The following is a 24,242-nucleotide window of genomic DNA, read 5'->3' on the forward strand; positions in this document are numbered from 1 at the left end:
AATGGCGACTAATACCGGAACCACCCTATTCGATATTGAGCAGTGACGCAGCATCCTGAACTCCTCTCGTTTTCAGCCATTGTGTCGGCCAGTCCCGGCCATGTTCCGATCTGAGCTCGCGAATGCGCTTGAGGTCCTCCTTGCCGGACGCGCCAACGAAGCTGAGCGCAAAAGGACCCAGCGCCATATCGAAAAGCCGGCGGCCCTCGGGCGTCACCACGTAGTATTCGCGCTTTGGAGTGGCCATCGAAACAATCTCGATCTGCCGCTTGTTGAAGCCAATCCGCTCGTAGAACGCTCGAGTGCCGGGTTCCCGCGCAGCACCGTTTGGAAGGCAAATCTTGGTTAGACAGGATTCTTTCAACACGTCGATGATGCCAGAGCGCTCAGCATCCGAGATCGACTGGGTCGCGAGCACAACAGCGCAGTTTGCCTTCCGCAAAACCTTGAGCCACTCACGGATCCTGTCGCGGAAAACCGGGTGGCCAAGCATCAGCCAGGCTTCGTCGAGCAGTATCAAGCTTGGGGATCCGTCGAGACGCTTTTCGATCCTTCGAAACAGGTAGGTGAGCACTGGAACGAGGTTGCGCTCTCCCATGTTCATGAGCTGTTCGATCTCGAAGCATTGGAGCGATCTTAAACTGAGCCCGTCATGCTCGGCGTCGAGCAGCTGGCCCATCGGACCGTCAACCGTGTAATGATGCAGAGCATCCTTGATCTCACGAAGCTGAACGCCTGAGACAAAGTCAGACAGCGAACGGCCGGGCGCACTGGCCATGAGCCTGATTTGCCTGGCGATCGCGTTGCGAAGGTCCGGGGTGATCGTGACGCCTTGAAGCGCCACAAGCATCTCGATCCATTCGGTCGCCCAAGCGCGATCTTCGTCGGTGGAGAGCTCCGAAAGCGGGCAGAACGCCAGTGCCCTCCCCTTCTCGTCGCTGCCGATCTCATAATGGTCGCCGCCTGCGGCAAGCGTCAGCGGCAGAAGTGAGTTTCCTTTGTCGAAGGCAAAGATCTGGGCATGTTCATAGCGTCGGAACTGGGCAGCGATCAGCGCCAGCAAGGTCGACTTGCCGGAGCCAGTGGGGCCGAAAATCAAAGTATGACCGACGTCATCGACATGCAGGTTCAACCGAAAGGGTGTCGAACCGCTGGCGACCTGCATGAGAGGCGGCGAGTTCTGCGGATAAAACGGGCTCGGGGCTACCGGATCACCCGACCAGACCGAGTTCAACGGGATGAGGTCAGCGAGATTGTTGGTGTTGATCAGAGGCTCACGGATGTTGCAGTACCAGTTGCCCGGGAGGCTTCCGAGGTAGGCGTCCGTCGCGTTTAGTGTTTCGATCCTGGCGCCGAAACCCTCGGCCTGAACCAGCCGGCGGACCGCCTCCGCCTTTTCTTGTAAGGCTTCTTTGTTGCCATCGAACAACACGACGACAGTCGTGTAGTAACCGTAGGCGACCAGTTGCGACGATGCTTGGGCGATGGCGTCCTCAGTCTCCGCCACCATGGTGAGAGCATCCTGATCGACTGATCGGCTCTGCGTCTGGAAGAGCTGATCGAAGAACGGCCGCACCTTCTGCTGCCATTTCTTCCTCGTCCGCTCGAGTTTCTGTCGAGCTTCCTCCGCATCGAGGAACACGAAACGCGACGACCAACGATAGGCCAGCGGCATCAGGTCAAGACTGTTCAGGATTCCCGGCCAGCTCTCAGCAGGAAAGCCATCAATCGCGACGACGCCGAGGAAGCGGCTTTCGACCATCGGTGTCAGCCCGTGCTGAAGCTCGGCCGTCGCGATCCAGTCCAAATACATCGGGACGTCTGGGAGGCGGATTGGATGGTTTTCGCCGGTAATGCAAAACCGGGCGAACTGAAGGAGTTCGTCATAGTGGGCTGTTCGTGCGCCGCCTCGATCGGCGACGGCGCGGGTTCGCATTCTGTGCATGGATAGGGTGTTTGCGAAGTATTGCTCGACCTCGCGGACAGCGTTCTTGAACGCGATGAGAACCGTGTCGGCGTAGGACTTCTTGCGGCTCTCTTCGTCGGAGTAGATATATTTGCTCAGCACTGCTTTCCTGGACTCGGGCGGCCGATACGTCAGCACCAGGGCGTGCTTGCTCTCGAAATGCCCGTTGTCGCGCGCGAAATGCATGCGGCGTTCCGCATCGATTGCCCGCGTAACTGGGTCCGGAAAATGGCAACGTTCTTGCGACGGGTAGTTGACGGTTGGAATCCGGATTGCTTCGACCTGGATCATCCAACCGCTGCCCAGCCGCGACAGGACGGCGTTGATCTGGCGAGAGAGCTCGTTCCTCTCCTGATCTGTCGCGCTTTCCAGGTCTGGCCCGGCAAAGTACCAGGCGGACATGAGGCTTCCGTCTTTCAAGAGAAGGACGCCGTTATCCACCATACCGGCATAGGGTACGAGGTCGGAAAACGAAGGGCCTTTGGCCCTGAATTGCTTGAGCGCGACCATGCTCGCCTCCTCAATACTTACGCCATGGCGAGGCGGTTGGTCTGTAAGAGGGTCTATAGGAAATGTGGCGGAGGTAGACCTTCCGCATCAGCGGATCCGACTTGGCCATGATGCGTAGCGCGCCAACGACCATGATCCAGACAGCGATCCCGAAGAGCGCCGAATAGATCGTTAACACCACGAAGATAAGGATGACGGCGGCAAGGCCTGTAATCAGCACCAGTTCGCGATCTGCACCAAGCAGAAGGTTTGGTCGGGAGAGGGCCCGATGTATACGGTTGCGTTGAAGACCGGTTTCAGCCACGCGCCGCCTCCCAACTTCCATCCGAACGCACCGATTCTGCCTGCGACTCCGACAGTGCGATGGTGGCTCCGGTGGCGCCGAAAAGGGCGACGATCTGTGTGGCACCGAGCAGGACCCCGGCGACCAGGACCACATACACCAGCCGTCGTGCGAAGTCGTTTAGCTCGCCACCAAAGATCAGCATGCCGCCGGCGATGGCGACTGCCGCGAGCGCGATATAGCCGGCGACTGGACCAGTGATTGACTCCTGAATCTGCTCAAGCGGCCCTTCCCATGGAAGTCCTCCGCCCGAGCCCGCGACCGCGGGGCCAGCAACAGCGATTGCAGATAGTGCAACAATGCTGATTGGAAGAAATCTGCGGTCAGGCTGCATTGCGTGCTTCCTCGGCGTAGGGCTCGATCTGGTACTGGCCGCCGGCAAATCGCTCGACGTGAAGGATTTCCAGGACGCGACGTCCATTCGGTGTCCGCTCGATCGAGATGATCAGATCGACAGCGTCCCCAATCACCGCCTGCATCGGTTGCTGGCTGACCTCGGCCGTAAGCTGCTCGAAACGCCGAAGTGCAGAGCGCGCCGTGTTCGAGTGTATCGTCGCAACACCACCTGGATGGCCGGTGTTCCAGGCCTTCAGCAGCGTTAGGGCTGCTCCGTCGCGGACTTCACCGACAATGATGCGGTCGGGACGAAGTCGCATCGTGCTTTTGAGGAGACGGGACATGTCAATGGCATCGCTCGTGTGGAGGCAAACGGCATTTTCCGCTGCGCATTGGATTTCGGCCGTATCTTCAAGAATGATCAGGCGATCCTCTGGTGCCTGGGCGACGATTTCGGCAACGATCGCGTTGGCAAGCGTCGTCTTGCCTGATCCCGTGCCGCCGGAGATGACGATATTCAGCTTGGCGGCCACCGCACTCCGAATGACTTCGCCCTGTGTGGTCGTCATGACTTTGCTGGCGACAAACTCGTCCAGGGGGATGAGGCGTGCGGCACGGCGCCGGATCGTGAAGGATGGTCCCGACACAACCGGCGGAAGAAGACCCTCGAAGCGGTGGCCGCCAATTGGAAGCTCGCCCGTAACGATCGGGCGTTCGTCGTCCACCTCGCAGTTCAGTACATGAGCGACGGTGCCGATTACGGTTTCGGCCGCAGATCGAGACAGCTCGCCGGCCGTTGTGATGCCGTGCCCCAGGCGTTCGATGAACAGTTTTCCGTCGGGATTCAGCATGATTTCGACTACGCTTGGATCATCGAGAGCGACGCAAAGATGATCGCCGAGAGCGTTCTGAAGTTTGCTGATGAGGCGAGGAAGTGAGCGATTGAGGGGTGTCATCACGATGCAGCTTTCTGCTGAAGAGGAAACAAGACGATCGGACGACCGGACGCGAATGAAAAGGGAACATCGGGAAGTTCGGTGTCGAAGCTGCACGTCCCGGTAGTTGCTCCCGGTCTGGGGGTGTCACGGCACGCAATCGGACTGGTTTCGCAACGAGTCATCGGGGTGACAGGCATCAAGTAAATCTCCTGTTCGTTTCGTCGGGGAGATTTGCAGCGTCGCGCGGATCAATCTACTCGCAGAAGTGTTAGTCGCCCCTCGCCGGGAGGATTGGCCCGTCGGGCAAAGCCTCGGTGGCAGCAGCATCTAACGCTTGGGTTGCGGCGAGTCGGAGAGTGTTTAATATTGTTTCGATCGACTGCCTATTGAACCGCGAAGCTAGAGCCCCCTCCGACCATGATGAAATCCAGCCTGGATCACCTTCCCGAAGCCAAGCGGCGCCAGCTCGCTCGGGTATTGGAGATCCTGCGCGATGAGTTCGACGATGCGCTGGCCGAAGGCGCTGCGGAGTTCAAGAAGAAGGGACGCATACTGAAGGTCATCCTGTTCGGCTCCTATGCCCGCGGCGATTGGGTGGACGAGGTTCACACCGGGAAAGGTTATCGTTCCGATTTCGACCTGTTGGTCATCGTCAATAATCGTAAGCTGACGGATTTCACGGCTTACTGGAACAACGCTGCCGATCGCTTGCTGAACGATAAGATGCTGAAGGGTATGCAGGTGTCGTTCATCGTGCATTCGCGCCGGGAGGTGAATGAGGAGCTCAAGCGGGGTAACGGGTTCTTCAGCGACATCCGTCGGCAAGGCATCGCACTATATGAGCTCGACAACGAGCCATTGGCCGAGCCGCGCCCGATGTCAGCGGCCGAACAACTGGCGGTCGCGCGAGAACACTTCGACACCCGTTTCCAGCACGCAGAAGGATTCTTGATAGGCGCGGAGTTCCATTGGAAGGGTGCGCGCCCCAACCATTCTGCCTTCGAACTTCACCAAGCGATCGAACATGCCTATTCGACGGTGCTTCTCGTTTTGAAGAACTATGGTCCTCCGACACACAATTTGCGTTCCCTGCGCGGCTTTGCGGAAGAACTTGACCGTAGTCTGGCGGATGCCTGGCCCCAGGACCGCCAGCGCTATGTTGCCTGGTTCAACACGATAAACGAAGCCTATGTGAAGGCGCGGTACTCGAAGCACTACCAGATAACCGACGAGGCGCTCGCTTTCCTTGTCGAGCGCACGCAAGTCCTCCACGCGTTGGTCAAGAAAGTCTGCGAAGACCATCTCAATGCGCTCGAAGCTCTGGCTACGAAACTCGAAAGCTAGGTGGGGAGGATATGTTGGGTGAGCCGTTTCCCGGGAAGACCGTCAGGCAAAACGTATCCGTTGCGAAAAACGATCCGGCGCGTCTATCCAGAGCCGAGCGTGAGTATCCGATGAGCCCGTGGGGCGAAGTCGATGGCGCTTGGCACGATCATGTTTGGTGACATCACCATTGTCGGCCTTAAGTCGAGCGCAGGAGCGCTGAGAGCCTATATAGAGTGGCGGACCGGCGCGTCAGACTTCTCATCGTACCATTTCCCGAGTTGAACCCGTTGGACTTCTTGTCTGACTATCGCCTCTGGAAAAATTGTAAGCTTCGTGCTACATATTCGGCCAAATTGTAGTGCGAAGGTAGCAAATGCCGACACCTCATAATCCTCCGGCCGCGGTGCGGCGCGCGCTGCGCAAACTGGGCGCAGACATACATGACGCACGTCGGCGCCGGCGGCTGCCGATGGCTGTGGTGGCCGAACGTGCCTTCACGTCGCGCTCGACACTTCAGAAGATCGAGGCAGGCGACACCAACGTCAGTATCGGCATTTATGCCGGCGTCCTGCACGCGCTTGGCCTCTTGGATGGGCTGAGCCAGATCGCCGACATCAGTAACGACAGTGTCGGTCAGTCGCTGGCCAGCGCCCAACTACCTAAGCACGCTCACCCGAGGCGATTGCCGGGATCATCGCGAGATGGCTGATTTCGAAGTTCACATCGACCTTCACGGCCGCACGCGCCCGATCGGGCTGGCGCGGAGCAATCGCGTCCGTGGCGCTGAGACTATCATGTTCGAGTATGACCGCGCCTGGCTAGAGGACCCCGACCGCTTCTCGCTGGAGCCGGCTCTGGCCCTCACTCGGGGAGCTTTCGCGCCGCCCGCCGGCCTCACGACCTTCGGCTCCATCGGCGATTCGGCACCTGACACCTGGGGCCGCCGCCTCATGCAACGCTCGGAACGACGCATTGCGGAGCGGGACGGCCGTGCCGTGCGCACGCTAGCTGAAAGTGACTATCTGCTGGGCGTCGCCGACGAGACCCGGTTGGGTGCACTACGCTTTCGCTGGGCCGGCGAAGAGCCGTTCCAAGCTCCGGTCCGCGCCGGTGTCCCCGCCTTTATCGAGCTCGGTCGCCTGCTGCAGATCACCGAGCGCATCCTGCGCGATGAGGAAACCGACGAAGACCTCCAACTTATCTTTGCGCCTGGCTCGTCGCTTGGTGGGGCTCGGCCGAAGGCCTCCGTCATCGATCAACATGGCCACCTCTCGATTGCCAAGTTTCCCAAGGAGACCGACGAATATAGCATGGAGACATGGGAGGAAATTGCTCTGCGACTGGCTGATCAGGCCGGCATTGCGACGCCCCTCCATGAACTCATAGACGTGGCCGGTAAGAAGGTCATGTTGTCCCGTCGCTTCGACCGCGATGGTACCGTCCGAATTCCCTTCCTGTCGGCAATGGCGATGATGGGCGCCAGGGACGGTGAGCGCGGTAGCTACCCAGAGATCGTGGACGCGTTGGCTGAACACGGAGCGCAAGGAAGAACCGATGCCCACGCCCTTTATCGCCGCGTGGCCTTCAATGTGCTGATTTCCAACGTCGACGATCTCCTGCGAAATCACGGCTTTCTCTGGCTCGGTAAGGTCGGGTGGTCGTTGTCCCCTGCCTATGACCTTAATCCGGTGCCGACCGACGTCAAGGCACGGGTGCTGACGACCAATATCGATCTCGATGAGGGTACCTGCTCGCTCGATCTGCTGGAAGAAGCCGCCGGGTTCTTCGCCCTCACGCTCGCCCAAGCTCGCACTATCATCAAAGAAGTGGCGACCGCCACCGCGACTTGGCGGGAGACCGCGAAGGTGGTCGGTGCGCGGTCGGCCGAGATCAACCGCATGGCCAGCGCGTTTGAGCACAACGATCTGCAGCGGGCGCTAGCCCTGTGACGAGGACCTTCCTCCACAGCTTCGATCCGTCCTCCTGCTACATGGGGCTATCTGGGCGCGACGTATCGCCTCTCGGAGCAACCTCCTCGCCACGCTGCACGAGCGCTAGATTGCCCGCGTCGGCGGCGAGCTGAGACCATACCGCCGCCGCCAACGGAGAGACCTCGCTTGCAAGGTCATAGGGACAGTCCTGTTATCGAGCGGCGAGTTCGAGCTGTTCGAAAAGAGCCACAAGTTCGCTATGGTCTCGCATCCCATCATGGACCGCCCTTAGCTCCGAGGTTGGCGGTATCGTTCGAGGAGGATCGGCGTCGCCGACTGCGAACGTTCACCTGGCACTAAATCAATCGTTGACGGGTTGCCTGATAAACGGCGTTGGTGAGGTTGTACGCTCCAAGCTTCATTCGCGCCCGATCGAGGTGGAACTTCACGGTGCCTGGCCGCATGCCCACCAGTTCCGCTGTCATTGCCATCGATTTCCCGAGCGATGCCCAGGCGAGGCATTCGACTTCGCGCGCCGAAAGATTGACATCGGGCGCCTTGAGCGTGGTGGGCCGGCACGCAACGATGCGTGCATGGACGAAGGCGACCGCGGCGATCGCCTTGAATTCGTCGAGCGGTGACTTGATATGTGGCCAGTCTCTTGCGGCGAAAGTCAGTGCCGCGAAGTTGCCGAAGGGGCAACGGATAGGGATGGATACCCCTCCCCCGATACCGTGGCGGCGGGCGCCATCCCAGAATTGTCTAACGTTGCGATCGGCACCCGGCGTGGGTGCGTTTAGCCAGGCGAACGGGCGCATCAAGCGCTGGGCCTGGGCCATGACGGGGTCGATCTGCAAGTAGCCGCAGGCGGAATACTCGTCCTGCCACGCCTCGGGGAAGTTCGTGAACGCTGCACCGAAAGGGAAGGTCATATCGACATAGGCAAACCAGTCGAATGCGCATCGCTTCGTGAACGCGCAAAGTGCCTCGCGAATGTCTTCTTCATTCATTGCAACATTGCTTGCGTCAATCAGTTGGTCCAGTGCCGAATTCATCTGGCATCATCTCCGGTTGCGACTGCCAAGCGTGCAATGCTCGCAAAAAGGGTGCAACGAAGCCTGGGTGAAGAATTCACAATGGTTTTGTGAAGGTTTGTGAGTGCAATCAGTTCTGATTGAGCGCGTATCCTATCGATCGCACTGTCCTGATTGGGTCGCGTCGTAAAGACCTGCGCAATGTGCGCCGCAATCGCCCGACGTGGACGTCTACGGTTCGTGGTTCGACGAACACAGTCGCTGGCCATGCTGCCTCGATCAGTTCGTCACGTGAACAGACCTGTCCCTGCTTGCTCAACAGAAGAACCAGAAGTTTGAACTCGAGAGGCGGAAGATAGATCTCCTCGTCAGCGCAGATGACACGATGCGACGCGAGATCGATCTGGATTTCAGCGAATCGTAGCGATTTCGGCCCTGGAGACCTTTGCTCAGGGTTCATTGTCTGTGTCGGCGAAAGGCGCAGCAAGTAGTCTACCAGCCGCCGCGGCGAGATTGGTCGATGGAACCGTTCGGCGCCCGCCTTGATCAGATCGAGATGGAGTTTGCGATCATCGCCCTCGACAAGGGCGATAAGAGGAACGGACAGAGCTGCAAGTTGGTCCATAGAGGCGCAGCACTGTTCAGATGGGTCGCCCGTGAGGCGGCAGTCAATTACGACAGCCAGGACCTCGCTATCGATCTGGCGATCGATCCCGTCACTCAGTTCCACCTGAAACCCCTCTGTGGCAAGGATGTATTCCAGCCAAAGGTAAAGTTCCGCATCGGTTGAATTGATGAGTATTCGAGGCACCATCCAGTCATCCTTTCGGCATCGTCATTTTGATGTCACAAAAAGATTGCGATAGGAAGGATTATTCTCGCTTTTCGATTGCAATACGGTAACTAATAGGCGATTATGCAAGTCTTCTATCAGAATAAAATTCAATATGCTTTAACACTTAAATGAAAAATGAGGTAACATAAGGCAGTAATTTGTATTTCGACTGTCTTGCATACGCCAAGGGCTCAGTGCGAATTTCGCACTACCTGTGATCAGGTCCAATAGGCCGGCGCAACGCAAGTCAATCCAGGCCGGCTCAGTGGAGCCTGTTATGTCGACGCAAACGACCGCTTCTATGATTACTTCGCAAGCCGCTTTGCGAGCGAATGAGAATGAAAGGCATCTCAGAAACGCCGTCACCAAGGTTTTTGGCGACGATGCACGTCTGGTCGCTGCCTGGAGCGCTTTGGAGGCCAAATTCGATGGTCGCGAAGAGGATTGCCGCCTTTGGGCCGCAGTCTTTCATCAGCTGGGCGCGCGTACCGTGTTCTAATTGTCTGGCGGCGCAACCAACTTGTACCCGGAGCTTCTGATCGTTTCGATGAAGGTCTCGCCGAACGGCGCCAACGTCCGCCGCAGCCGGCAAACATGGACGTCGACGCAGCGGACCGTTAGTCCGGGCTGAGACCAGCCGGCGGCAAGCAGGTCTGTGCGCAGCCTTACCCGACCGTAGTGCCGATGCATGTCCGCAAACAGACCGAATTCAATTGGCGAGAGCCGGATCGTCCGATCTTTCCAAGTGACCGTTCGCTCGAGACGATCAAGCCGGAGGCGAGATGGTGGGTGTTGTCGCTCGCCGAGGGAACCGGCGGCCCGTCGCAGAATATCGAGGAGGCGCGGGAGACCGAACGGTCTGATCACGCATATCGTCACTCCCGCTGGCAGCAATCGGGCGACAAGTTCGCAAGAGGTGGATCGAATGAGAGCGATGGTGGCAGCCGGCTGTTTGTTGCTCGACACTATCGATCGGCATATTTCTAGCGTGTTTTCGCTGGTATCGAGGATGATGACCGCGGGATCGACGTGTTCATCGATCGCTATGTCGCCCGGCCCAATTGCTCGAGAAACCAGAAAGCCCTCAGCCTGGAGGACATACCCGAGCAGGCTGAAGAAATCCGGATCATCCGTAATCACAAGCACGCGCGCCATGTACCACCCTGACAGCTCCTAATTGGGAACGAATTCTCCGCCGTTGACGTCAATCGTAGCGCCGTTGACGAAGCCTGCCTCCGATGAGACCAAGAACGCGATTACGCTAGCAACGTCGTCCGGAGTTCCGAGCCGTCCGAGTGGAATGCGCTGACGCGCCTCCACATTGACCGGCAGCTCTGCGGGGCCCGTCATGTTGGTGATGATCCTTCCTGGTGCCACGAGGTTGACCGTTACTCCCTTCGGACTGAGGCAACCGACAAGGCCCTTCATCAATCCCGACAACCCGGCCTTGGAACTGACGTAGCCCAATCCTGCGATCCTCGGGCGAGTTCGTGCCGCGATCGATCCGACCAGCACTATCCGGCCGAAGCCCTGAATGATCATCTTTTCTGCGACCGCCTGGCAGCAGAGCATAGCGCCCGTTAAGTTCACCGCGAACACGCGGTTCCATTCATCGAGGGTGAGATCCGGAAGCGCTATTGGGCCATTTTCGCCTTTCGGCGAAATCCCGGCGCAGCAAACGAGAATATCCGGGGATCTCCAGCTCTTTTCCACTTCAGCAAAAAAAGCTCTAATCGACGGCGGGTTCGTAAGATCGGCCTCCCCGCTGATCACCCACTCGTCGCTGGCGAGCGCTGTAAGCGCCTGCTTGGCGAGCACTGCCTGATCGTGTCGCTGTCCGAAAACAGCGACACGATAGCCATCCTTCAGCAGGCGCTGTGCCGTCGCGAGCCCGATGCCGGATGTGCCGCCCGTCACGACGGCCACCTTTTCGTGTTCGGCAATCATGCGCATTCGTCCATCTGCGCAAAGAGTGAAAGAGCCGGATGCGCACCGGGATCCGCTATCACCTCAATCAAGGTCGCGGTCTCGGTGCTCAAGGCACGCCCAAGCGCGCCGGCAAGATCCTCTGGCTTTTCGACCCGCTCGGATGCGCAACCGCAAGCGCGCGCGATCAAGCTGTGGTCAACGTTGCTGAAGTCGATCGCCGTCGTATGTCTGCCGAACTTTGCGATCTCGGCATCCTTCTGGAAGCCAAGAATGCCGTTGTTCAGCACGACGATGACTATGGGGAGGTCACTTCTGACGATCGTTTCGAGTTCGGCCCAGCTGTGGGCAAAGCCGCCGTCTCCGACGATTGCGACGACCTTCTTGGCCGGTTGGGCGCACTTGGAACCGATCGCCAACGGCACGCCCCATCCCAGTCCCGCCAAGCCCCGCGGTGTTATGAAACGAGCGCCAGCGCTTGCGCAGCGCAACTGGCCGACCACCCACATGGAGGAGTAGCTGGCGTCAGCAGCTACGATCACGTTCTCATCCAACCGTGCCTGGAGCTCACGAAGCACGCGCTCCGGACGGATAGGCATCTTGTTCGAGGACGCAACATCTTGCCGATCGACCTCAAACCGGGCCCAGCATTGGGCGATCTGCTTTTCTATCCTGGTCCGCGCCGCCCTGCGCCTGGATAGGTCTCGGTCCTTCAATGCGTTGGTGAGTGCCATAAGTGTCGCCCTGACGTCGCCAACCAAGCGGAGTGCTTCGTAATTGCGTCCGATCTCCAGCGGATCGACGTCGATATGGATGATCTTCGCGTTGGGAGGAAACTGGCGCCAACTGTCGGTCCCGTTCTGATTGGTACGCGAGCCGACCAAGAGGATCAGGTCTGCGCCTTCGACCAGCGGCAGAGTGTGTCTGCCGAGCGAGCGCGGTCCGACGAGCGAGCCAAGAACGCCGGCTGAGAGTGGATGATGCTCGTCGACTGATCCTTTTCCCATGTTCGTCGTAAGCACCGGCAATCCAGCAGCTTCCTGGAGAGTTGCAAGTGCTTGCGACGCATCGCTTGCGTGGACCCCTCCCCCCGCGATGGCAATCGGTGCTTGCGCTTCGGCGATCAGCTTAGCTGCGAGCGCGATGACGTCATCGCAAGGGCGCCCGCGATCGAGCGGATAATGTCCGAGGTGGCTGCGCCTTGTTGCCGGCCGCTCGGGTCCTTGTTCTCTAAGGAGGTCCGCCGGCAGCAAAAGCACTGCAGGTCCTGGTCTTCCGGAGGCGGATGCAACGAAGGCCTGGTCGAGGTAGTCTTCAATGCGGTCCGCCTCAGTGACGCGGCGCACCCACTTTGCGCAAGGTTGGAACAACTGGATATGGTCCAGTTCCTGGAAGGCGTTCTTGTCGGTTTGTCTGCGTTCGACGTCCTGGACAAGTGCAATGAGCGGGACGCTGGCTTTCAAGGCTTCGGCGAGGGGTGGAACCAGGAGCGTTGCTGCCGGCCCGTTTTGAGCGGCGACCACCGCAACCTTGCCGGAAACGCGCGCGTAGCCATCTGCCATTGCACCGCCCATGTTCTCCTGCCGGTAGGCGATCTGGCGTATGCCAGTTGCTTCGGCTGCCAGGATGAGCGCGGATGGAAGGCTTTGTGCAAATATGTGCTCGACGCCATGACGCTGAAGCGCAAGCGCCATGCGTTCCGCGACGGTGACCATTTTCGTATTGATCGTCATTGTGCTTCTCGTCGTTTAGTAGGTCTGGGAAATAAAGTGATCGAAGACTTCGATGACATGTTCGATGTCAGCCGCCGTCATGGCGGTGGAGAGGCATGCCGAAGCGCCTATCGGGAGGGAGATGCCGTGGGAAATGCAATGGCGGGTCAATCGGCGCATCGTTTCCTCCTGCTCGGCCGACATGAAGGCTTCGCGGTAGGTGCGTGGAAGCTCTGAGCGTGGGTGGATCCGAAACAAGGACGCAGTGCCGGTCACGCAGAATGGCGCGCCGCTTCTGGCGATGGCTGTTCGAAGCCCGAGGCGGACTTGATCGCCAAAATGCTCGAGACGGCTGAATGCATCTTCATTCATGGCCTGCATAGTTGCTAGGCCGGCGACCATGGAGACTGGATTTGCAGAGAAGGTGCCGCCTTGCGGAACCGCCGGCCGGCCATGCTCCGCGCTAAAAACGCGCATCACCTCGCTGGCGCCCCCGATCGCACCGATGGGGAACCCCCCGCCAATGATTTTGCCCGCGGTGATGAGGTCCGGGGTAAGGCCGTGCCGCTCGGATGCGCCTTGGTATCCCTGCCTGAGGTTGAGAACTTCGTCGGACACGATCAAAATGGAATGACGGCGCGCCAGTTCCATGATCGCCTGGATGAACTCTGGCTCCGGTTCGATCAAGCCGGCCCTGCTCGGCATGACGTCGATCAAAATGCAGGCGGTTCGGCCGCCGACGGAACCGATCGCGTGTTCAAGGGCGTCAACGTCGTTGAATGGCAGGACCGTCACGTCGTCTGCGACGCTGGCCGGGGCGCCGTGGTAACCTGGAACGCTGCTCGGCCGCTGGACTGGTCCCCAATTTGCCGGGCTGTTTGACTGCCCGACTTCGGCCCAGTCGCTGGCACCGTGATAGGCGCCCTCGAAGCGAACCACATTTGTCTTGCCCGTGACGGCACGCGCCGTTTTGATTGCGAACATGACGGCTTCCGTGCCGCTGTTTACGAAGCGAATATTTTCGATCGCCGGAATGCGTTCGACGAGCAAGGCGGCGAGTGCAATTTCATGTTCGGTTGGGTTTGCGAAGCAGGTTCCGTCCCTTACCGTTCGAGACACTGCTTCGACGACCGGCGGGAACGCGTGGCCGTGTATCAGGGTAGTGAAGTTGTTGTTGAGGTCGAGAAATCTGCTGCCGTCGAGATCGACGAGGTGGGCCCCCTCCCCCCGCGTCATGTAGATCGGGCCACCATCGCGCTCAACCGTGGCTCTTGAGGTGCCATCCGGAAAGTACCGGCGCGCCTCCCTGAATGCGGCGTTGGACCGGGCTCTGGATTGAGCCCGAGCGGCCACTATGCTGTCCATCATCAAACTTCCCTTTGCAACGAGCAGTGGTTCATGTTTTCGTCGCAATTATGTTGCAACAAAAATGACGCTCTGGGAAGTCACGCAACAAAAAACTTTTCTTAGGTCGTCGACTGTCGCCGAATTCTGTCCGCATCGACCCGGCGGAGGCGACGGTATCCGTCCCGAATGTCGCTCTCGATTGCCGCCCGCACGCCCTCGGCATCCCCAATTACAAGGCTCTCGATTGCTGCCAGGTGGTTGTGCACGCCAAACCTGTTTTCTGCGAACTCCGGGTACAGATCATGGAAAGCCGCCCCTGTGCGCAGCCAAAGTGTCTCAATGGTTGCGACGAGGTTGGGCATTTCGCTGAGCTGGTAGAGCGCGAAATGGAATTCGCGGTTTGAGGCGAGGACGCCAACGTAGTCTCGTTTGTCGAGGCGCTCGTTGATCGTCTGTTGCAGTGTCTGCAACTGGGTGATCGTCTCTTGTGTGGCGTTGGATGCCCCCTTGAACGCCGCAAGGCCTTCCAGGGCCAATCGCATCGCGGTCACCTCGTCGAGTGCTTCTCGCGTCAGGCTTGGAACGATCACCGTCTTCGGGCCTGCAAACACAAGCGCGCCTTCCTGTGTCAGCCGGTTGATGGCCTCACGAGCAGGTGTCGAACTCACTCCGAGTTCGTCGGCGACGCCCCGCACGGTCAATTTGGTGCCCGGCGCAAATGCCCCTCGGATCAAGCGTTCCTTCAGATCGTCGTATGCGACATCGCGTAGTCGCGTCGGATTCTTTCCATCTGTGGTTTCGATTCCATCCGCTGCGTCGCTCAATCTACGTCTCCCGGTTGACTTGTTCGCAATTATGTTGCAACAAAAGTGAAATATGTCTTTTACGCGAACTTTATGTGACCTCGCAGAGCTACCACTATTCGCTGCACGGGTAACGCAATCATGACTTGCATGTTTATTCGCAGCTTTGCAGCCTGCGGTAATTGATTGATCAATGGGAGGTTTATTTGATCGGAGAGAGAGTCACCTTACGGGGTCTTCGAAAGAGCTATGCGGGCGCCTTGGCGGTGGAGCGACTGTCGCTCGACATAGCCGCAGGGGAGTTCTTGTCCATCCTCGGCCCCTCCGGCTCGGGAAAGACCACCCTCCTTACCATGATCGCGGGGTTCGAGTACCCGGACGAAGGAACGATCTCAGTCGGAGTCAGGGACATCACACGAGTTGTGCCGAACCGGCGCGGGATCGGCATGGTGTTTCAGAAGTATGCGCTGTTCCCGCATCTGACCGTGGCTGAAAACATTGCTTTTCCCCTGAAGATGCGGCGCCAGCCGAGTGGTGACATCAAGGCGGATGTGGCAGCCGCTCTCCACTTGGTTCAGCTTTCGGATTTTGCCGGGAGATATCCGCATGAACTGTCAGGTGGGCAGCAACAGCGCGTGGCCGTGGCGCGCGCATTGGTTTTCCGCCCACCCGTGCTTCTCATGGACGAGCCGCTGGGAGCATTGGACAAGAAGCTTCGGGAAAGCATGCAGTTCGAGATCAAGGCATTGCAGCAGAACCTGGGCGTAACCGTGGTTTATGTGACCCATGATCAGGAAGAAGCCCTGACAATGTCGGATCGGGTTGCGGTTATGGCCGGCGGCAACCTTGTTCAGGTCGGATCGCCGCAAGATCTCTATGAGAGGCCGCGCGACAGTTTTGTAGCTGACTTCATAGGCAAGATGAACTTCGTTGCAGGCCATGTTGTCGGGGTCGAGGCTGACGAGACGATAGTCCGAACCGCGCCAGGAGGTCTCTTCCGTGTCAAAGGTCGGACGGCAGGGGCCAGACAAGCTCAATCCGTCCAACTGGCGTTCCGTCCCGAACGCGCCCGATTGATGGCGAAGGAAGAGGGCCGGCCGGATGCAATCGGCGGAACGGTGGCCGCGAGCGTATTCGTTGGAACTCACCACATGTATGTGATCGATATCGCCGCCGGAAATGCCCGCCAGCTGCACGTCCAGGCCGAGACAAGTGCAACGATGCGCTTTTCGACCGGCGACAAAGTCGATGTCATACCCGACCTCTCTCGTCTCGTGGCGTTTCCTCTGGCGGAGGCTCGCTAGATGGAGCAAGTTTCTCTGGAAATACCTGGAGGTTCGATTGCTCGCGGCGGATCGGCAAAGATCCTGTCGCGGAGCGCGACAATCCTGTTGCTGATGCCGCTGGCCCTGCTTTTGGCAATCGGGTTCGTCTACCCGCTTCTGCAACTGGTCAAGATCAGCCTCTTCACGCCCGAATTTGGAATAGAAAGCTATCGGCGCATCCTCAACGAGCCTTTGTATCTGCTGGTCCTGCTGCGGACTTTTATGGTGGCGTTTTGTGTCATGGTTTTATGCCTCGTCGGTGGCTACCCGGTTGCATTCGCCATGTCGCGTCTGAAAGGCAGATCCGCGGCGCTCGTTGCTGCATGTGTGCTGATCCCCTTGTGGACATCCGTTCTGATCCGCTCCTATGCGTGGATCGTCCTGCTCCAGCGCAACGGGATCATCAATTCCGCTCTGCTCGACGCAGGTCTCGTCAGCGAGCCGCTGAAGCTCATCTATACGGAGACCGCCGTGATCGTGGCGATGGCGCATGTGCTCATGCCGTTCATGATCCTGCCGTTGTTTTCCACCTTGCGCTCCATCCCGAAAGACCTGTCGCATGCAGCTCTCAACCTTGGTGCCGGACCGCTCGTAGCGTTCCTGCGAGTCACCTTGCCATTGAGCACGCCAGGTGTCTTCGCCGGCTGCGTCATGACCTTCATTCTCGCGATCGGCTTCTACATCACGCCCACCTTGGTTGGTGGGCCAGGTTCGATGATGATCGCAACCCTGATTGGCCAACAGACCACCGTTGTCTTGGATTGGTCGTTCGCAGCAGCACTGTCGACCGTGCTTCTGGTGATCACCCTCATCCTTGTCGTGGCCTTTCGAAAAACCATCTCGCTGAACAAGGGGTTCAATGGTGTCAACTGATCAAACCACTTCTCAAACTCCATTGCAGTTCACTCAAATGACCCTCGCAGGATCAGGACGCCTGTCGAGATCCGTCACGGGCGGTCTCGCTCGGATCGTTGTTGCCGCCGTCCTGTTTTTCCTGATGCTGCCCACGATCGTGGTCATCCCGATGTCGTTGAGCGCCGGCGAGTTCATCGAGTTCCCGCCGCGTGGTCTGAGTTTACGCTGGTATGGGGAGTTCTTCGCCGATCCAGAGTGGCTCTCTGCCACGCTCTTCAGCCTGAGAATTGCCCTTTCAACGACAGTTGCCGCAACGGTCGTCGGGACCCTGGCCTCTATCGCCCTCGTGCGGGGTCAGATTGCGGGGAAGCCGATTATTCAGGCGCTTTCGATCGGGCCGATGATCGTTCCGCATATCGTTCTCGGCGTTGCGCTCTATCTCGTGTTTGCACCGCTTCAGTTGACGGGCAACTTTCTCGGCTTTCTGATCGCTCACACCGTGCTTTCGATACCTTATGTGGTCATCACCGTGAGTGCGGCCCTTCAACGTCTCGATCCGGTCCTCGAACTTGCTGCACTTAGCTGCGGGGCCAGCAGACCGCGTGCCTTCTTTTCCGTCGTTCTGCCGAATATTGCCCCGGCGATCGCCGCTTCTTCCGTCTTCGCGTTCCTTGCTTCTTTCGACGAGGCAACGGTGGCGTTCTTCATCTCCGACACGGGCGGCAAGACGATCAGCCGCAAGATGTTCGAGGACATCGATTTCAATCTCACGCCCGTCATCGCAGCCGCATCAACGCTGCTCGTCGGTGTTTCGCTTTTGCTGATGGCATCCGTCCAGACCTTCGCAAAGAAACGCTGAAACAAACGCCAACATTTTTATTCCCGGGAGGAAAATCCAATGACAGCAGCCAAGTATCTCATACAGCGGCCGTGCACCTTCATCGTTGCAGCTTTCGCACTTGTGTTGGGCGCGAGCGGCCATGCAAGCGCCAACGAAGAGGTCATCATTGCCTCAACCGGCGGGGCCTACGACAAGGCCTTGCGCGAAGCGTGGTTCGACCCTTTCACAAAGGAAACGGGCATCACCGTGAAAACCGTCGCGGCAACCAATGCGGAAATGCGGGCCAAGGCCACTGCGATGGTCAAGACCGGCAACGTGTCCTGGGATCTCTTCATGCAGGGCGAAATACAGGCGATGTCCCCGCAACACCTCGAGACTGCTGCGGATATCAGTGACTTCTGCAGAAACCTCGACGGGCGTGAAGACCTGGTTGCGGACGCCTGCAGACCGGGCGGAATCCGGCTCCAGTCTACCGCAACGCTGCTCGTCTATGACCGCAGCAACGCGTCCGCGCCGGTTCCCGAGACGTGGGCGGACATGTGGGACACGAAGCGGTTCCCCGGCCGCAGAGCCTTTCCCAACTTTGATGACCCCTGGCGCGTGATGGCAGCGGCACTGCTTGCCGATGGGGTGCCGCGCGACAAGCTCTTTCCTCTCGACGTTGATCGGGCGTTTGCGAAGCTTGATGAAATCCGCCCGTCCGTATCGGTGTGGTGGAAGACGGGCGACCAAAGCGTGCAGGGTTTCAGAAACAAGGACTACAGTCTCGGTCAAATCTGGTTGACCAGAGCAACGGCGCTGAAAGCCGAGGGCCACCCGATCGGCTGGTCCTACAAGGCCGCCTTTCTTGTCGGAGACCGCGTCGCCCTGCTCAAGGATGCTCCCAATCGAGAAAACGCTCTCAAGCTCATGGCCTATTGGCTCAACAATCCGAAGGCCCAGGCGCGAGCCTGTGAGCTGCTTTCATGCACACCGCCTAGCAACCTTGCGATCGAAATGATGTCGGCTGAAGTGCGGGCCAGCATGCCCTCGCCTGTCGACATTGAAGAGCACATCATCGTGCCCGATGCCGAGTGGATCAACGCGAACGCCCCGCGGCTGCTCGAACGCTGGAATGCGTGGATCAGGTAAGGATCAAGATGAGCACTGACTTCAACTCACCAAGAAAAACCGTCCTTGTCGCTCGAATCTGGCACGAGTCGAACGGTTTTAATCCTCGGGTCACCGGGCGGGACGCCTTCGAGATCATGGCAGGCAAGGATTTCCTCGAGAAAGCTCGGAAGAGTGGTTCGACGATCGGCGGTATCATTTGCCGGCTAACCGAAGCCGATGTCGAAATCGTCGGAAGTTTGTCTGCCTCCGCCCCTCCGAGCGGACTTGTCGAGCATGAGTTCTATGTGGAACTGCGGGACCAATTGCTCGGTGATGTTGAGGCTCATCGGCCGGATGCCATCGCGTTGGAACTGCATGGGGCCATGGCGACGACCAGATGCCCCGATGCCGAAGGGGAGCTCCTTACGGAACTCAGAACGCTCGTCGGTCCTGACGTACCAATCGCCATCGGCCTCGACCTCCACGCCAACGTCACTGTGGATATGATCGAAGCGGTCGACATCTGCATCGCTTGCAAGGAGAACCCTCATTCCGATGTCGTCGAATGTGGCCACAAGGTTGCCGACTGCATACTGGCGATGCTGGATGGTCGATTGAAACCTGTCACGACAATGGCAAAGGTTCCAATGATCCTGCCTGGAGCTGGAGAGACTGCGACGGGCCCCCTTTATGACCTGCACGAGATGGCGCGCGATTACGTCAGTTCTGATCCGGGTATATGGGACATATCGCTGTTCAACGTGTTTCGTTACTCGGATGATCACGATATCGGACAAGCAGTTGTGGTTACCACAAATGGCAAAGCCGACCCGATAACCATAGCAAGGAATCTTGCTGAGGCGTTCTGGATCCGGAGAGACGAGTTTATCGATGACCTTTTGTCAATCGACGAGGCGCTGACGAAGTGTGCCGCTAGCCACGGCGAGCGCTACATCTTCGCCGACATGGGTGACCGCATTCTTGCAGGGGCGCCCGGCGACAGTACAGCCATCCTGCAGGCCGCTCTGGAAAGGTATCCCGGCCTGCGGGGTGCTATGTCACTGACCGATCCCCAAGCAGTGATCGCAGCGCACACCGCCGGACAAGGAGCGTCACTCGAAATTCTGATCGGCGGGCGGGTGACCCCGGGTTTTCTACCGTATCCTGTGAAGGCCGTCGTCAGACATCTTGGCGACGGACACTGCGTTCTTGCCGGCCCGTTTCAAGGGGGACAGGCGTGCACGATGGGCGATACGGCTGTGCTCGAAATCGACGGACGGCTTTCGGTGTTGCTGACCACTCATCCAGCCTTCAGCCATGACCCGGCTGTCTTTACCAGCCAAGGTGTCGGGCTAAGCAGCAAGGACTTTATCGTTGTGAAGTCCGGCTACCATTTCAAGCTCAATTTTGCTGACTACGGAGAACCTCTGCTCGTGCGTAGCCCGGGCGTCGGCTACTATGAAAAGGGTGTCTTCAACTACAAACGCGCCCGCTTTTGGCCAGAGCATGCGCAGGCCTCCTCCCCGGTCACGACCATGGTACGGGGGCCGATCGCTGGTTCAAGCCATGCCGAACGGATCGATTGAGTATGAACCGGTTGTGGGCTCTTCCCTGCTCTACGAAGCCCAGGTCTTGAAACCCGAGTTTTGTGAGAACGCGCATGGACTGATGGTTTTCCGGCCGAACGAAGGCGACGATCTGATTGATCGACATTGTCTGGAACGCGCGGTCAACGACGGCCGCCGCCGCCTCTGTCGCCACACCACGGCCGGTGGCTGCGGCTAAGAAACAGTAGCCGAGCTCGGCTTCTTCGTCGGGGGTGATCCGAAGACCACATCTGCCAATTGGAGGGCTCGCTGCCTCTTTTCTATCAAAGACGAGATAAAACCCGCAGCCGAAGGATCGCCAGTGTTGAACATAGCCTTGAAGCAGATGATCCGAGCAACTCCTGCTCATTTGATCCACATTGGCCAGAAGCAGCGACACGGCGACATCCCGGTGGACATGATAGAGGCCGTCACCATCGGCGTTCGTGGTGGGACGCATGTAAAGGCGCGACGTTTCCAGGCACGCCTCTCTTGCCCCTCGATACGACATCTGAGAGCCCTCGGTTGCTCAGCGCATTATCTTGGCGACAGCGTTTGCGAGGCCGTTGACCTCATCTATGGTATGGCCGGCGGTTGGGCACACACGGATCCCGGCCTTCCCTCGCGCTACGGTCGGGAAAAAGATCACCGAGGTGTAAAATCCCATGTCCAGCAGGGAGCGCGCAGTCTCGATGGCTTCGACGTGGTCGCCGATCGTTAAAGTCCTTATAGGTAACGTGGTGCCACGATGTTCGGTTGGCGTCAGGAGGTCGAACAAAGCGAGTTTCTCACCCAGGTCCCGTTGCCTGATCGCCAGTTCGGGGCTCTCATGAATCGCTACGGAGGCGATCGCTGCTCCAAGAGCGGCAACGTTGGGAGAGGCGGAGAACGCGTGAGCGATCGCGTATCTGCGAAAAAGCTCCTCTTGCCGCTCCGTTCCGAGCATCAGCAAACCGCCGGATGCGCCGAACCCCTTTCCGAGCGAAGCCGCGATAATTGTGCTGTCCCCAAGCGGGCCCTCAAGCTGGGAGCGGGCAAAGCCTTGTCCTTTATCGCCAAAGATCGAAATGCCATGCGCGTCATCGATGTAGAGGAACATGCCATATCGGCTCTGCAGCTCTTGGAGGTTTCGGATTGGCGCTGCGCCGCCCATGGAATAGACGCCATCGCAGACATAGGCGACCTTTTTGCCCGTTCGACACACGCGCTCGAGTGCTTCGATGTCGTTGTGCGCTATCGTCAGGACTTCTGTCTCAAGAGCGACCGTCGCCTTATGAAACGCCAGAGTCGCGTGCGCGAATTTGTCGAACACGACAACGGGTTTCTCTCCGTTGGTCAGATGGCCGGAGGCAAGAACCGGCAAGGCGCCCATGTTTGCAGCGAGGACAGTCGTATAAACGATAACCCGAGCGGAAAATAGCTTTGACAGAGCGTCTTCAAGATCGAATGCGATCTTGAAATTGAGGCGTGTTCTCGCGCATGACCAGTGCAGGTTTCCATATTGTTCGAGCGCTTCGATTGCTCCGGCGACTATCCGCGGGTGGTTGTCCAGCCCGAGATACGAGCAACGAACAAAATCCACGATGTTACGGCCTGCATCGTTTGCTGATTGGAGTTCAACGCCCCGCCCCCGATTTGGGTATGCGGAGACCCCGATCAGGCCGGCCGCCTGTGCCGCCCGGAAACACTCATCGGACGACTGAATAAGCGCGGCAGTGTTCCTTCGGACAGTCTGATCGGTTCCGGCCACGAAATCCGTGAGCATCCTTGCCTCCATCAAGAGCGGTTGTCGCGCCTAAAGGTGGCATAGATCACTTTTCACTCAACGAACGGCGGCAAAAGAACGGAACAAGTTTCTGCAAATTTTCGTATGCCATGGGTGGCATTGTGCAATGATTTTACGAACAAGTTTGACGGCCCTTCTCGGTGGTAGTGCTGGACGGTTAACGGTCAGCGCAGAATCGAACATAGCGGCGTCTAAGGGCGGCGATTCGGTCGGGCGGTGTGAGTCGGAGACGAAATAGTGCCTGTGCACACGTCGAGCCCCGAAAGCCGGAAGGGCATAAGAGACTCTCCGGTGCAAAACTTGCGGCGGCCCTAATGCGGAGAGTATGCAGGTAAGGTATTGAAAAACAGTGGGAAAATGCGCTCTATTGACTTCATGTTCTGCTGTCGATCCGCTCTGAGTTAACCCTTTGTTAACTCTATATTCCTTGTCAGACGAAAGGAACCGCACATAATAACGGTTAGGATGAGTTCCTGCCTGAAAAACCGTTATTTGAGAGCTTCCTTGCAATGAACGCTAATTCGCTGTCCATGGCTCCCGCACAGCCGATGCACTTTGAGGATTTGATCCTCGAACAGGGCGATTTGATTTCAAAGAAGCTGCACCTGTTGAGCATGCAGCAGTTCCCGCCGAATGCCAAGAAACTGCTGCGCCAATTCTCGCTCTCGGAGGTCGCTGATTTCCTCGGGGTGTCCCAAAGCACGTTGAAGAAGCTCCACCTTGAGAGCAAAGGCCCCCTCCCCCAGACGTCTTCGTCGGGCCGCCGTTCCTACAGCGCCGAGCAGATGGAGGAACTGCGCCAGTACCTCGACCAGCATGGTCGCTCCGAAGCGCGCAAGTACGTGCCACGCCGGCGCGCTGGCGAGAAGCTCCAGATCATTGCGGTCGTCAACTTCAAGGGTGGATCGGGCAAGACTACCACTGCCGCTCACCTGGCGCAGTACATGGCACTGACAGGTCACAGAGTGCTCGCCGTCGACCTCGACCCGCAGGCCTCGCTGTCTTCGCTTCACGGCTTCCAGCCCGAGCTCGACATGACGCCTTCCCTTTACGAAGCGATCCGCTACGACGAGCAACGGCGATCGATCACCGATATCATCCTGCCGACCACCTTCCCCGGCCTCGACATCGTACCCGCCAACCTTGAGCTGCAGGAATTCGAGTACGATACGCCCCTCGCGATGACGAACAAGAGCTCGAACGATGGCAAGACCTTCTTCACGCGCATTTCGCGCGCGCTTGTCGAGGTCGAAGATCGCTACGACGTGGTTGTCATCGACTGCCCACCTCAACTCGGCTACCTGACGATCACCGCCCTGACCGCGGCGACAAGCGTACTTGTCACTATCCACCCCCAGATGCTTGATGTCATGTCGATGGGACAGTTCTTGCTAATGCTGGGCGGCATCTTGAAGCCGATCCGCGAAGCTGGTGCCGCCGTCAATCTCGAATGGTACCGCTACGTCATCACGCGCTACGAGCCAACGGACGGGCCACAGGCGCAGATGGTAGGGTTCATGCAGACGCTGTTTCACCAGTTCGTTTTGAAGAACCAGATGCTGAAGTCGACAGCGATCTCTGACGCTGGAATTACAAAGCAGACACTTTATGAGGTCGACAAGGCCCAGATGACGCGCTCGACCTATGAACGAGCGATTGGATCCTTGAATGCGGTCAATGCCGAAATCGCTGAACTCGTGCATGCGTCCTGGGGACGTAAGGCTGCACGCTGATCACATCAACCTTCACA

24 protein-coding genes are annotated in these 24,242 nt (G+C 58.5%); 11 read left to right on the forward strand and 13 right to left on the reverse strand.

Annotation, left to right across the window (positions count from 1 at the left end):
* Nucleotides 1–25: 25 nt before the first annotated feature.
* The 4 genes from BLU15_RS26510 to trbB are packed head-to-tail and all read right to left on the reverse strand — an operon-like array spanning nucleotide 26 to nucleotide 4,111.
* Nucleotides 26–2,476, reverse strand: a complete 2,451-nt coding sequence (locus BLU15_RS26510) for a conjugal transfer protein TrbE (RefSeq protein WP_090299563.1) — start codon at nucleotides 2,474–2,476, stop codon at nucleotides 26–28.
* A gap of 10 nt (nucleotides 2,477–2,486) precedes the next feature.
* Nucleotides 2,487–2,801 carry a conjugal transfer protein TrbD gene (locus BLU15_RS26515; RefSeq protein WP_060644942.1) on the reverse strand — a complete coding sequence of 105 codons (315 nt, stop codon included), beginning with the start codon at nucleotides 2,799–2,801 and terminating at the stop codon, nucleotides 2,487–2,489.
* On the reverse strand, nucleotides 2,773–3,153 hold the full coding sequence (locus BLU15_RS26520) for a TrbC/VirB2 family protein (RefSeq protein WP_090299566.1): 381 nt from the start codon (nucleotides 3,151–3,153) through the stop codon (nucleotides 2,773–2,775). Before BLU15_RS26520 ends, BLU15_RS26515 begins: the two co-directional genes overlap by 29 nt.
* Nucleotides 3,143–4,111: a P-type conjugative transfer ATPase TrbB gene (gene trbB, locus BLU15_RS26525; RefSeq protein WP_090299569.1), complete on the reverse strand. Its 969-nt coding sequence runs from the start codon at nucleotides 4,109–4,111 to the stop codon at nucleotides 3,143–3,145. Before trbB ends, BLU15_RS26520 begins: the two co-directional genes overlap by 11 nt.
* 402 nt (nucleotides 4,112–4,513) lie before the next feature.
* Here trbB and BLU15_RS26530 point away from each other — a divergent pair, with 402 nt between their 5' ends.
* The 3 genes from BLU15_RS26530 (at nucleotide 4,514) to BLU15_RS26540 (ending at nucleotide 7,368) form a co-directional block, all read left to right on the forward strand.
* Nucleotides 4,514–5,437, forward strand: a complete 924-nt coding sequence (locus tag BLU15_RS26530) for a nucleotidyltransferase and HEPN domain-containing protein (RefSeq protein WP_090299693.1) — start codon at nucleotides 4,514–4,516, stop codon at nucleotides 5,435–5,437.
* Nucleotides 5,438–5,792: 355 nt separating this feature from the next.
* Nucleotides 5,793–6,128 (forward strand): helix-turn-helix domain-containing protein, encoded by a 336-nt coding sequence (locus tag BLU15_RS26535; RefSeq protein WP_029742477.1) that lies wholly within the window; start codon nucleotides 5,793–5,795, stop codon nucleotides 6,126–6,128.
* Entirely contained in the window at nucleotides 6,121–7,368 is a 1,248-nt protein-coding gene (locus tag BLU15_RS26540; protein WP_090299572.1) for a type II toxin-antitoxin system HipA family toxin, read from the forward strand. Before BLU15_RS26535 ends, BLU15_RS26540 begins: the two co-directional genes overlap by 8 nt.
* A 338-nt stretch (nucleotides 7,369–7,706) precedes the next feature.
* Here the strand turns inward: BLU15_RS26540 and BLU15_RS26545 are convergent, their stop codons facing one another.
* Both BLU15_RS26545 and BLU15_RS40920 read right to left on the reverse strand, forming a co-directional pair.
* A complete protein-coding gene (locus BLU15_RS26545; RefSeq protein ID WP_089045403.1) occupies nucleotides 7,707–8,405 on the reverse strand; it encodes a helix-turn-helix transcriptional regulator in 699 nt (232 codons plus the stop codon).
* A 109-nt stretch (nucleotides 8,406–8,514) separates the two neighbouring features.
* On the reverse strand, nucleotides 8,515–9,009 hold the full coding sequence (locus BLU15_RS40920) for a winged helix-turn-helix domain-containing protein (protein ID WP_371590089.1): 495 nt from the start codon (nucleotides 9,007–9,009) through the stop codon (nucleotides 8,515–8,517).
* Here BLU15_RS40920 and BLU15_RS40160 point away from each other — a divergent pair.
* Together BLU15_RS40160 and BLU15_RS26555 are read left to right on the forward strand one after the other, a co-directional pair.
* Nucleotides 8,905–9,174, forward strand: coding sequence for a hypothetical protein (locus tag BLU15_RS40160; RefSeq protein WP_060644946.1), 270 nt, complete (start codon nucleotides 8,905–8,907; stop codon nucleotides 9,172–9,174). The two genes, BLU15_RS40920 and BLU15_RS40160, sit on opposite strands and share 105 nt — an antisense overlap.
* Before the next feature lie 322 nt (nucleotides 9,175–9,496).
* Nucleotides 9,497–9,718 (forward strand): hypothetical protein, encoded by a 222-nt coding sequence (locus BLU15_RS26555; RefSeq protein WP_090299575.1) that lies wholly within the window; start codon nucleotides 9,497–9,499, stop codon nucleotides 9,716–9,718.
* Here the strand turns inward: BLU15_RS26555 and BLU15_RS26560 are convergent.
* The 5 genes from BLU15_RS26560 to BLU15_RS26580 form a co-directional block, all read right to left on the reverse strand.
* A complete protein-coding gene (locus tag BLU15_RS26560) occupies nucleotides 9,715–10,374 on the reverse strand; it encodes a response regulator transcription factor (protein ID WP_090299576.1) in 660 nt (219 codons plus the stop codon). The two genes, BLU15_RS26555 and BLU15_RS26560, sit on opposite strands and share 4 nt — an antisense overlap.
* Before the next feature lie 18 nt (nucleotides 10,375–10,392).
* Nucleotides 10,393–11,166: an SDR family NAD(P)-dependent oxidoreductase gene (locus BLU15_RS26565; protein WP_090299694.1), complete on the reverse strand. Its 774-nt coding sequence runs from the start codon at nucleotides 11,164–11,166 to the stop codon at nucleotides 10,393–10,395.
* Nucleotides 11,163–12,878 (reverse strand): acetolactate synthase catalytic subunit, encoded by a 1,716-nt coding sequence (locus BLU15_RS26570; protein ID WP_090299579.1) that lies wholly within the window; start codon nucleotides 12,876–12,878, stop codon nucleotides 11,163–11,165. Before BLU15_RS26570 ends, BLU15_RS26565 begins: the two co-directional genes overlap by 4 nt.
* A gap of 15 nt (nucleotides 12,879–12,893) precedes the next feature.
* Nucleotides 12,894–14,222, reverse strand: coding sequence for an aspartate aminotransferase family protein (locus BLU15_RS26575; RefSeq protein WP_244546821.1), 1,329 nt, complete (start codon nucleotides 14,220–14,222; stop codon nucleotides 12,894–12,896).
* 101 nt (nucleotides 14,223–14,323) lie between these two features.
* Nucleotides 14,324–15,028 carry a GntR family transcriptional regulator gene (locus BLU15_RS26580; protein ID WP_090299585.1) on the reverse strand — a complete coding sequence of 235 codons (705 nt, stop codon included), beginning with the start codon at nucleotides 15,026–15,028 and terminating at the stop codon, nucleotides 14,324–14,326.
* 185 nt (nucleotides 15,029–15,213) lie between these two features.
* On the opposite strand from BLU15_RS26580, the gene BLU15_RS26585 reads away from it, so the two are divergent.
* The 5 genes from BLU15_RS26585 to BLU15_RS26605 all read left to right on the forward strand — a co-directional run bounded on the left by BLU15_RS26585 (nucleotide 15,214) and on the right by BLU15_RS26605 (nucleotide 20,706).
* Nucleotides 15,214–16,311: an ABC transporter ATP-binding protein gene (locus BLU15_RS26585; protein WP_090299588.1), complete on the forward strand. Its 1,098-nt coding sequence runs from the start codon at nucleotides 15,214–15,216 to the stop codon at nucleotides 16,309–16,311.
* Complete coding sequence (locus tag BLU15_RS26590; protein ID WP_049810937.1) at nucleotides 16,312–17,205, forward strand: ABC transporter permease; 894 nt, start codon at nucleotides 16,312–16,314, stop codon at nucleotides 17,203–17,205.
* Nucleotides 17,206–17,329: 124 nt separating this feature from the next.
* Nucleotides 17,330–18,046 (forward strand): ABC transporter permease, encoded by a 717-nt coding sequence (locus BLU15_RS26595; RefSeq protein ID WP_244546829.1) that lies wholly within the window; start codon nucleotides 17,330–17,332, stop codon nucleotides 18,044–18,046.
* A gap of 39 nt (nucleotides 18,047–18,085) precedes the next feature.
* The gene (locus tag BLU15_RS26600) at nucleotides 18,086–19,159 is read left to right on the forward strand and encodes an ABC transporter substrate-binding protein (RefSeq protein ID WP_090299592.1); all 1,074 of its coding nucleotides are present in this window, start codon (nucleotides 18,086–18,088) and stop codon (nucleotides 19,157–19,159) included.
* An 8-nt stretch (nucleotides 19,160–19,167) separates the two neighbouring features.
* Complete coding sequence (locus BLU15_RS26605) at nucleotides 19,168–20,706, forward strand: M81 family metallopeptidase (protein WP_143034265.1); 1,539 nt, start codon at nucleotides 19,168–19,170, stop codon at nucleotides 20,704–20,706.
* Here BLU15_RS26605 and BLU15_RS26610 read toward each other — a convergent pair.
* Together BLU15_RS26610 and BLU15_RS26615 are read right to left on the reverse strand one after the other, a co-directional pair.
* Nucleotides 20,648–21,166, reverse strand: a complete 519-nt coding sequence (locus BLU15_RS26610; protein WP_159416293.1) for a GNAT family N-acetyltransferase — start codon at nucleotides 21,164–21,166, stop codon at nucleotides 20,648–20,650. The genes BLU15_RS26605 and BLU15_RS26610 overlap by 59 nt on opposite strands.
* A 69-nt stretch (nucleotides 21,167–21,235) precedes the next feature.
* On the reverse strand, nucleotides 21,236–22,471 hold the full coding sequence (locus BLU15_RS26615) for an 8-amino-7-oxononanoate synthase family protein (RefSeq protein WP_244546822.1): 1,236 nt from the start codon (nucleotides 22,469–22,471) through the stop codon (nucleotides 21,236–21,238).
* Between the two features lie 530 nt (nucleotides 22,472–23,001).
* On the opposite strand from BLU15_RS26615, the gene repA reads away from it, so the two are divergent.
* Complete coding sequence (repA, locus tag BLU15_RS26620) at nucleotides 23,002–24,225, forward strand: plasmid partitioning protein RepA (RefSeq protein ID WP_082566386.1); 1,224 nt, start codon at nucleotides 23,002–23,004, stop codon at nucleotides 24,223–24,225.
* Nucleotides 24,226–24,242 lie beyond the last annotated feature (17 nt).

The organism is Ensifer sp. YR511, from assembly GCF_900103045.1.
GTDB classification, from domain to species: domain Bacteria; phylum Pseudomonadota; class Alphaproteobacteria; order Rhizobiales; family Rhizobiaceae; genus Ensifer; species Ensifer adhaerens.

What these genes read in the sequence shown, in the direction of transcription:
- BLU15_RS26510 (WP_090299563.1), bottom strand. Translation starts at nt 2,476, where the DNA reads ATGGTCGCGCTCAAGCAATTCAGGGCCAAAGGCCCTTCGTTTTCCGAC.
- BLU15_RS26515 (WP_060644942.1), bottom strand. Translation starts at nt 2,801, where the DNA reads ATGGAAGTTGGGAGGCGGCGCGTGGCTGAAACCGGTCTTCAACGCAAC.
- BLU15_RS26520 (WP_090299566.1), bottom strand. Translation starts at nt 3,153, where the DNA reads ATGCAGCCTGACCGCAGATTTCTTCCAATCAGCATTGTTGCACTATCT.
- trbB (WP_090299569.1), bottom strand. Translation starts at nt 4,111, where the DNA reads ATGACACCCCTCAATCGCTCACTTCCTCGCCTCATCAGCAAACTTCAG.
- BLU15_RS26530 (WP_090299693.1), top strand. Translation starts at nt 4,514, where the DNA reads ATGAAATCCAGCCTGGATCACCTTCCCGAAGCCAAGCGGCGCCAGCTC.
- BLU15_RS26535 (WP_029742477.1), top strand. Translation starts at nt 5,793, where the DNA reads ATGCCGACACCTCATAATCCTCCGGCCGCGGTGCGGCGCGCGCTGCGC.
- BLU15_RS26540 (WP_090299572.1), top strand. Translation starts at nt 6,121, where the DNA reads ATGGCTGATTTCGAAGTTCACATCGACCTTCACGGCCGCACGCGCCCG.
- BLU15_RS26545 (WP_089045403.1), bottom strand. Translation starts at nt 8,405, where the DNA reads ATGAATTCGGCACTGGACCAACTGATTGACGCAAGCAATGTTGCAATG.
- BLU15_RS40160 (WP_060644946.1), top strand. Translation starts at nt 8,905, where the DNA reads ATGGAACCGTTCGGCGCCCGCCTTGATCAGATCGAGATGGAGTTTGCG.
- BLU15_RS40920 (WP_371590089.1), bottom strand. Translation starts at nt 9,009, where the DNA reads ATGGACCAACTTGCAGCTCTGTCCGTTCCTCTTATCGCCCTTGTCGAG.
- BLU15_RS26555 (WP_090299575.1), top strand. Translation starts at nt 9,497, where the DNA reads ATGTCGACGCAAACGACCGCTTCTATGATTACTTCGCAAGCCGCTTTG.
- BLU15_RS26560 (WP_090299576.1), bottom strand. Translation starts at nt 10,374, where the DNA reads ATGGCGCGCGTGCTTGTGATTACGGATGATCCGGATTTCTTCAGCCTG.
- BLU15_RS26565 (WP_090299694.1), bottom strand. Translation starts at nt 11,166, where the DNA reads ATGATTGCCGAACACGAAAAGGTGGCCGTCGTGACGGGCGGCACATCC.
- BLU15_RS26570 (WP_090299579.1), bottom strand. Translation starts at nt 12,878, where the DNA reads ATGACGATCAATACGAAAATGGTCACCGTCGCGGAACGCATGGCGCTT.
- BLU15_RS26575 (WP_244546821.1), bottom strand. Translation starts at nt 14,222, where the DNA reads ATGGACAGCATAGTGGCCGCTCGGGCTCAATCCAGAGCCCGGTCCAAC.
- BLU15_RS26590 (WP_049810937.1), top strand. Translation starts at nt 16,312, where the DNA reads ATGGAGCAAGTTTCTCTGGAAATACCTGGAGGTTCGATTGCTCGCGGC.
- BLU15_RS26595 (WP_244546829.1), top strand. Translation starts at nt 17,330, where the DNA reads ATGCTGCCCACGATCGTGGTCATCCCGATGTCGTTGAGCGCCGGCGAG.
- BLU15_RS26600 (WP_090299592.1), top strand. Translation starts at nt 18,086, where the DNA reads ATGACAGCAGCCAAGTATCTCATACAGCGGCCGTGCACCTTCATCGTT.
- BLU15_RS26605 (WP_143034265.1), top strand. Translation starts at nt 19,168, where the DNA reads ATGAGCACTGACTTCAACTCACCAAGAAAAACCGTCCTTGTCGCTCGA.
- BLU15_RS26610 (WP_159416293.1), bottom strand. Translation starts at nt 21,166, where the DNA reads ATGCGTCCCACCACGAACGCCGATGGTGACGGCCTCTATCATGTCCAC.
- BLU15_RS26615 (WP_244546822.1), bottom strand. Translation starts at nt 22,471, where the DNA reads ATGCTCACGGATTTCGTGGCCGGAACCGATCAGACTGTCCGAAGGAAC.
- repA (WP_082566386.1), top strand. Translation starts at nt 23,002, where the DNA reads ATGAACGCTAATTCGCTGTCCATGGCTCCCGCACAGCCGATGCACTTT.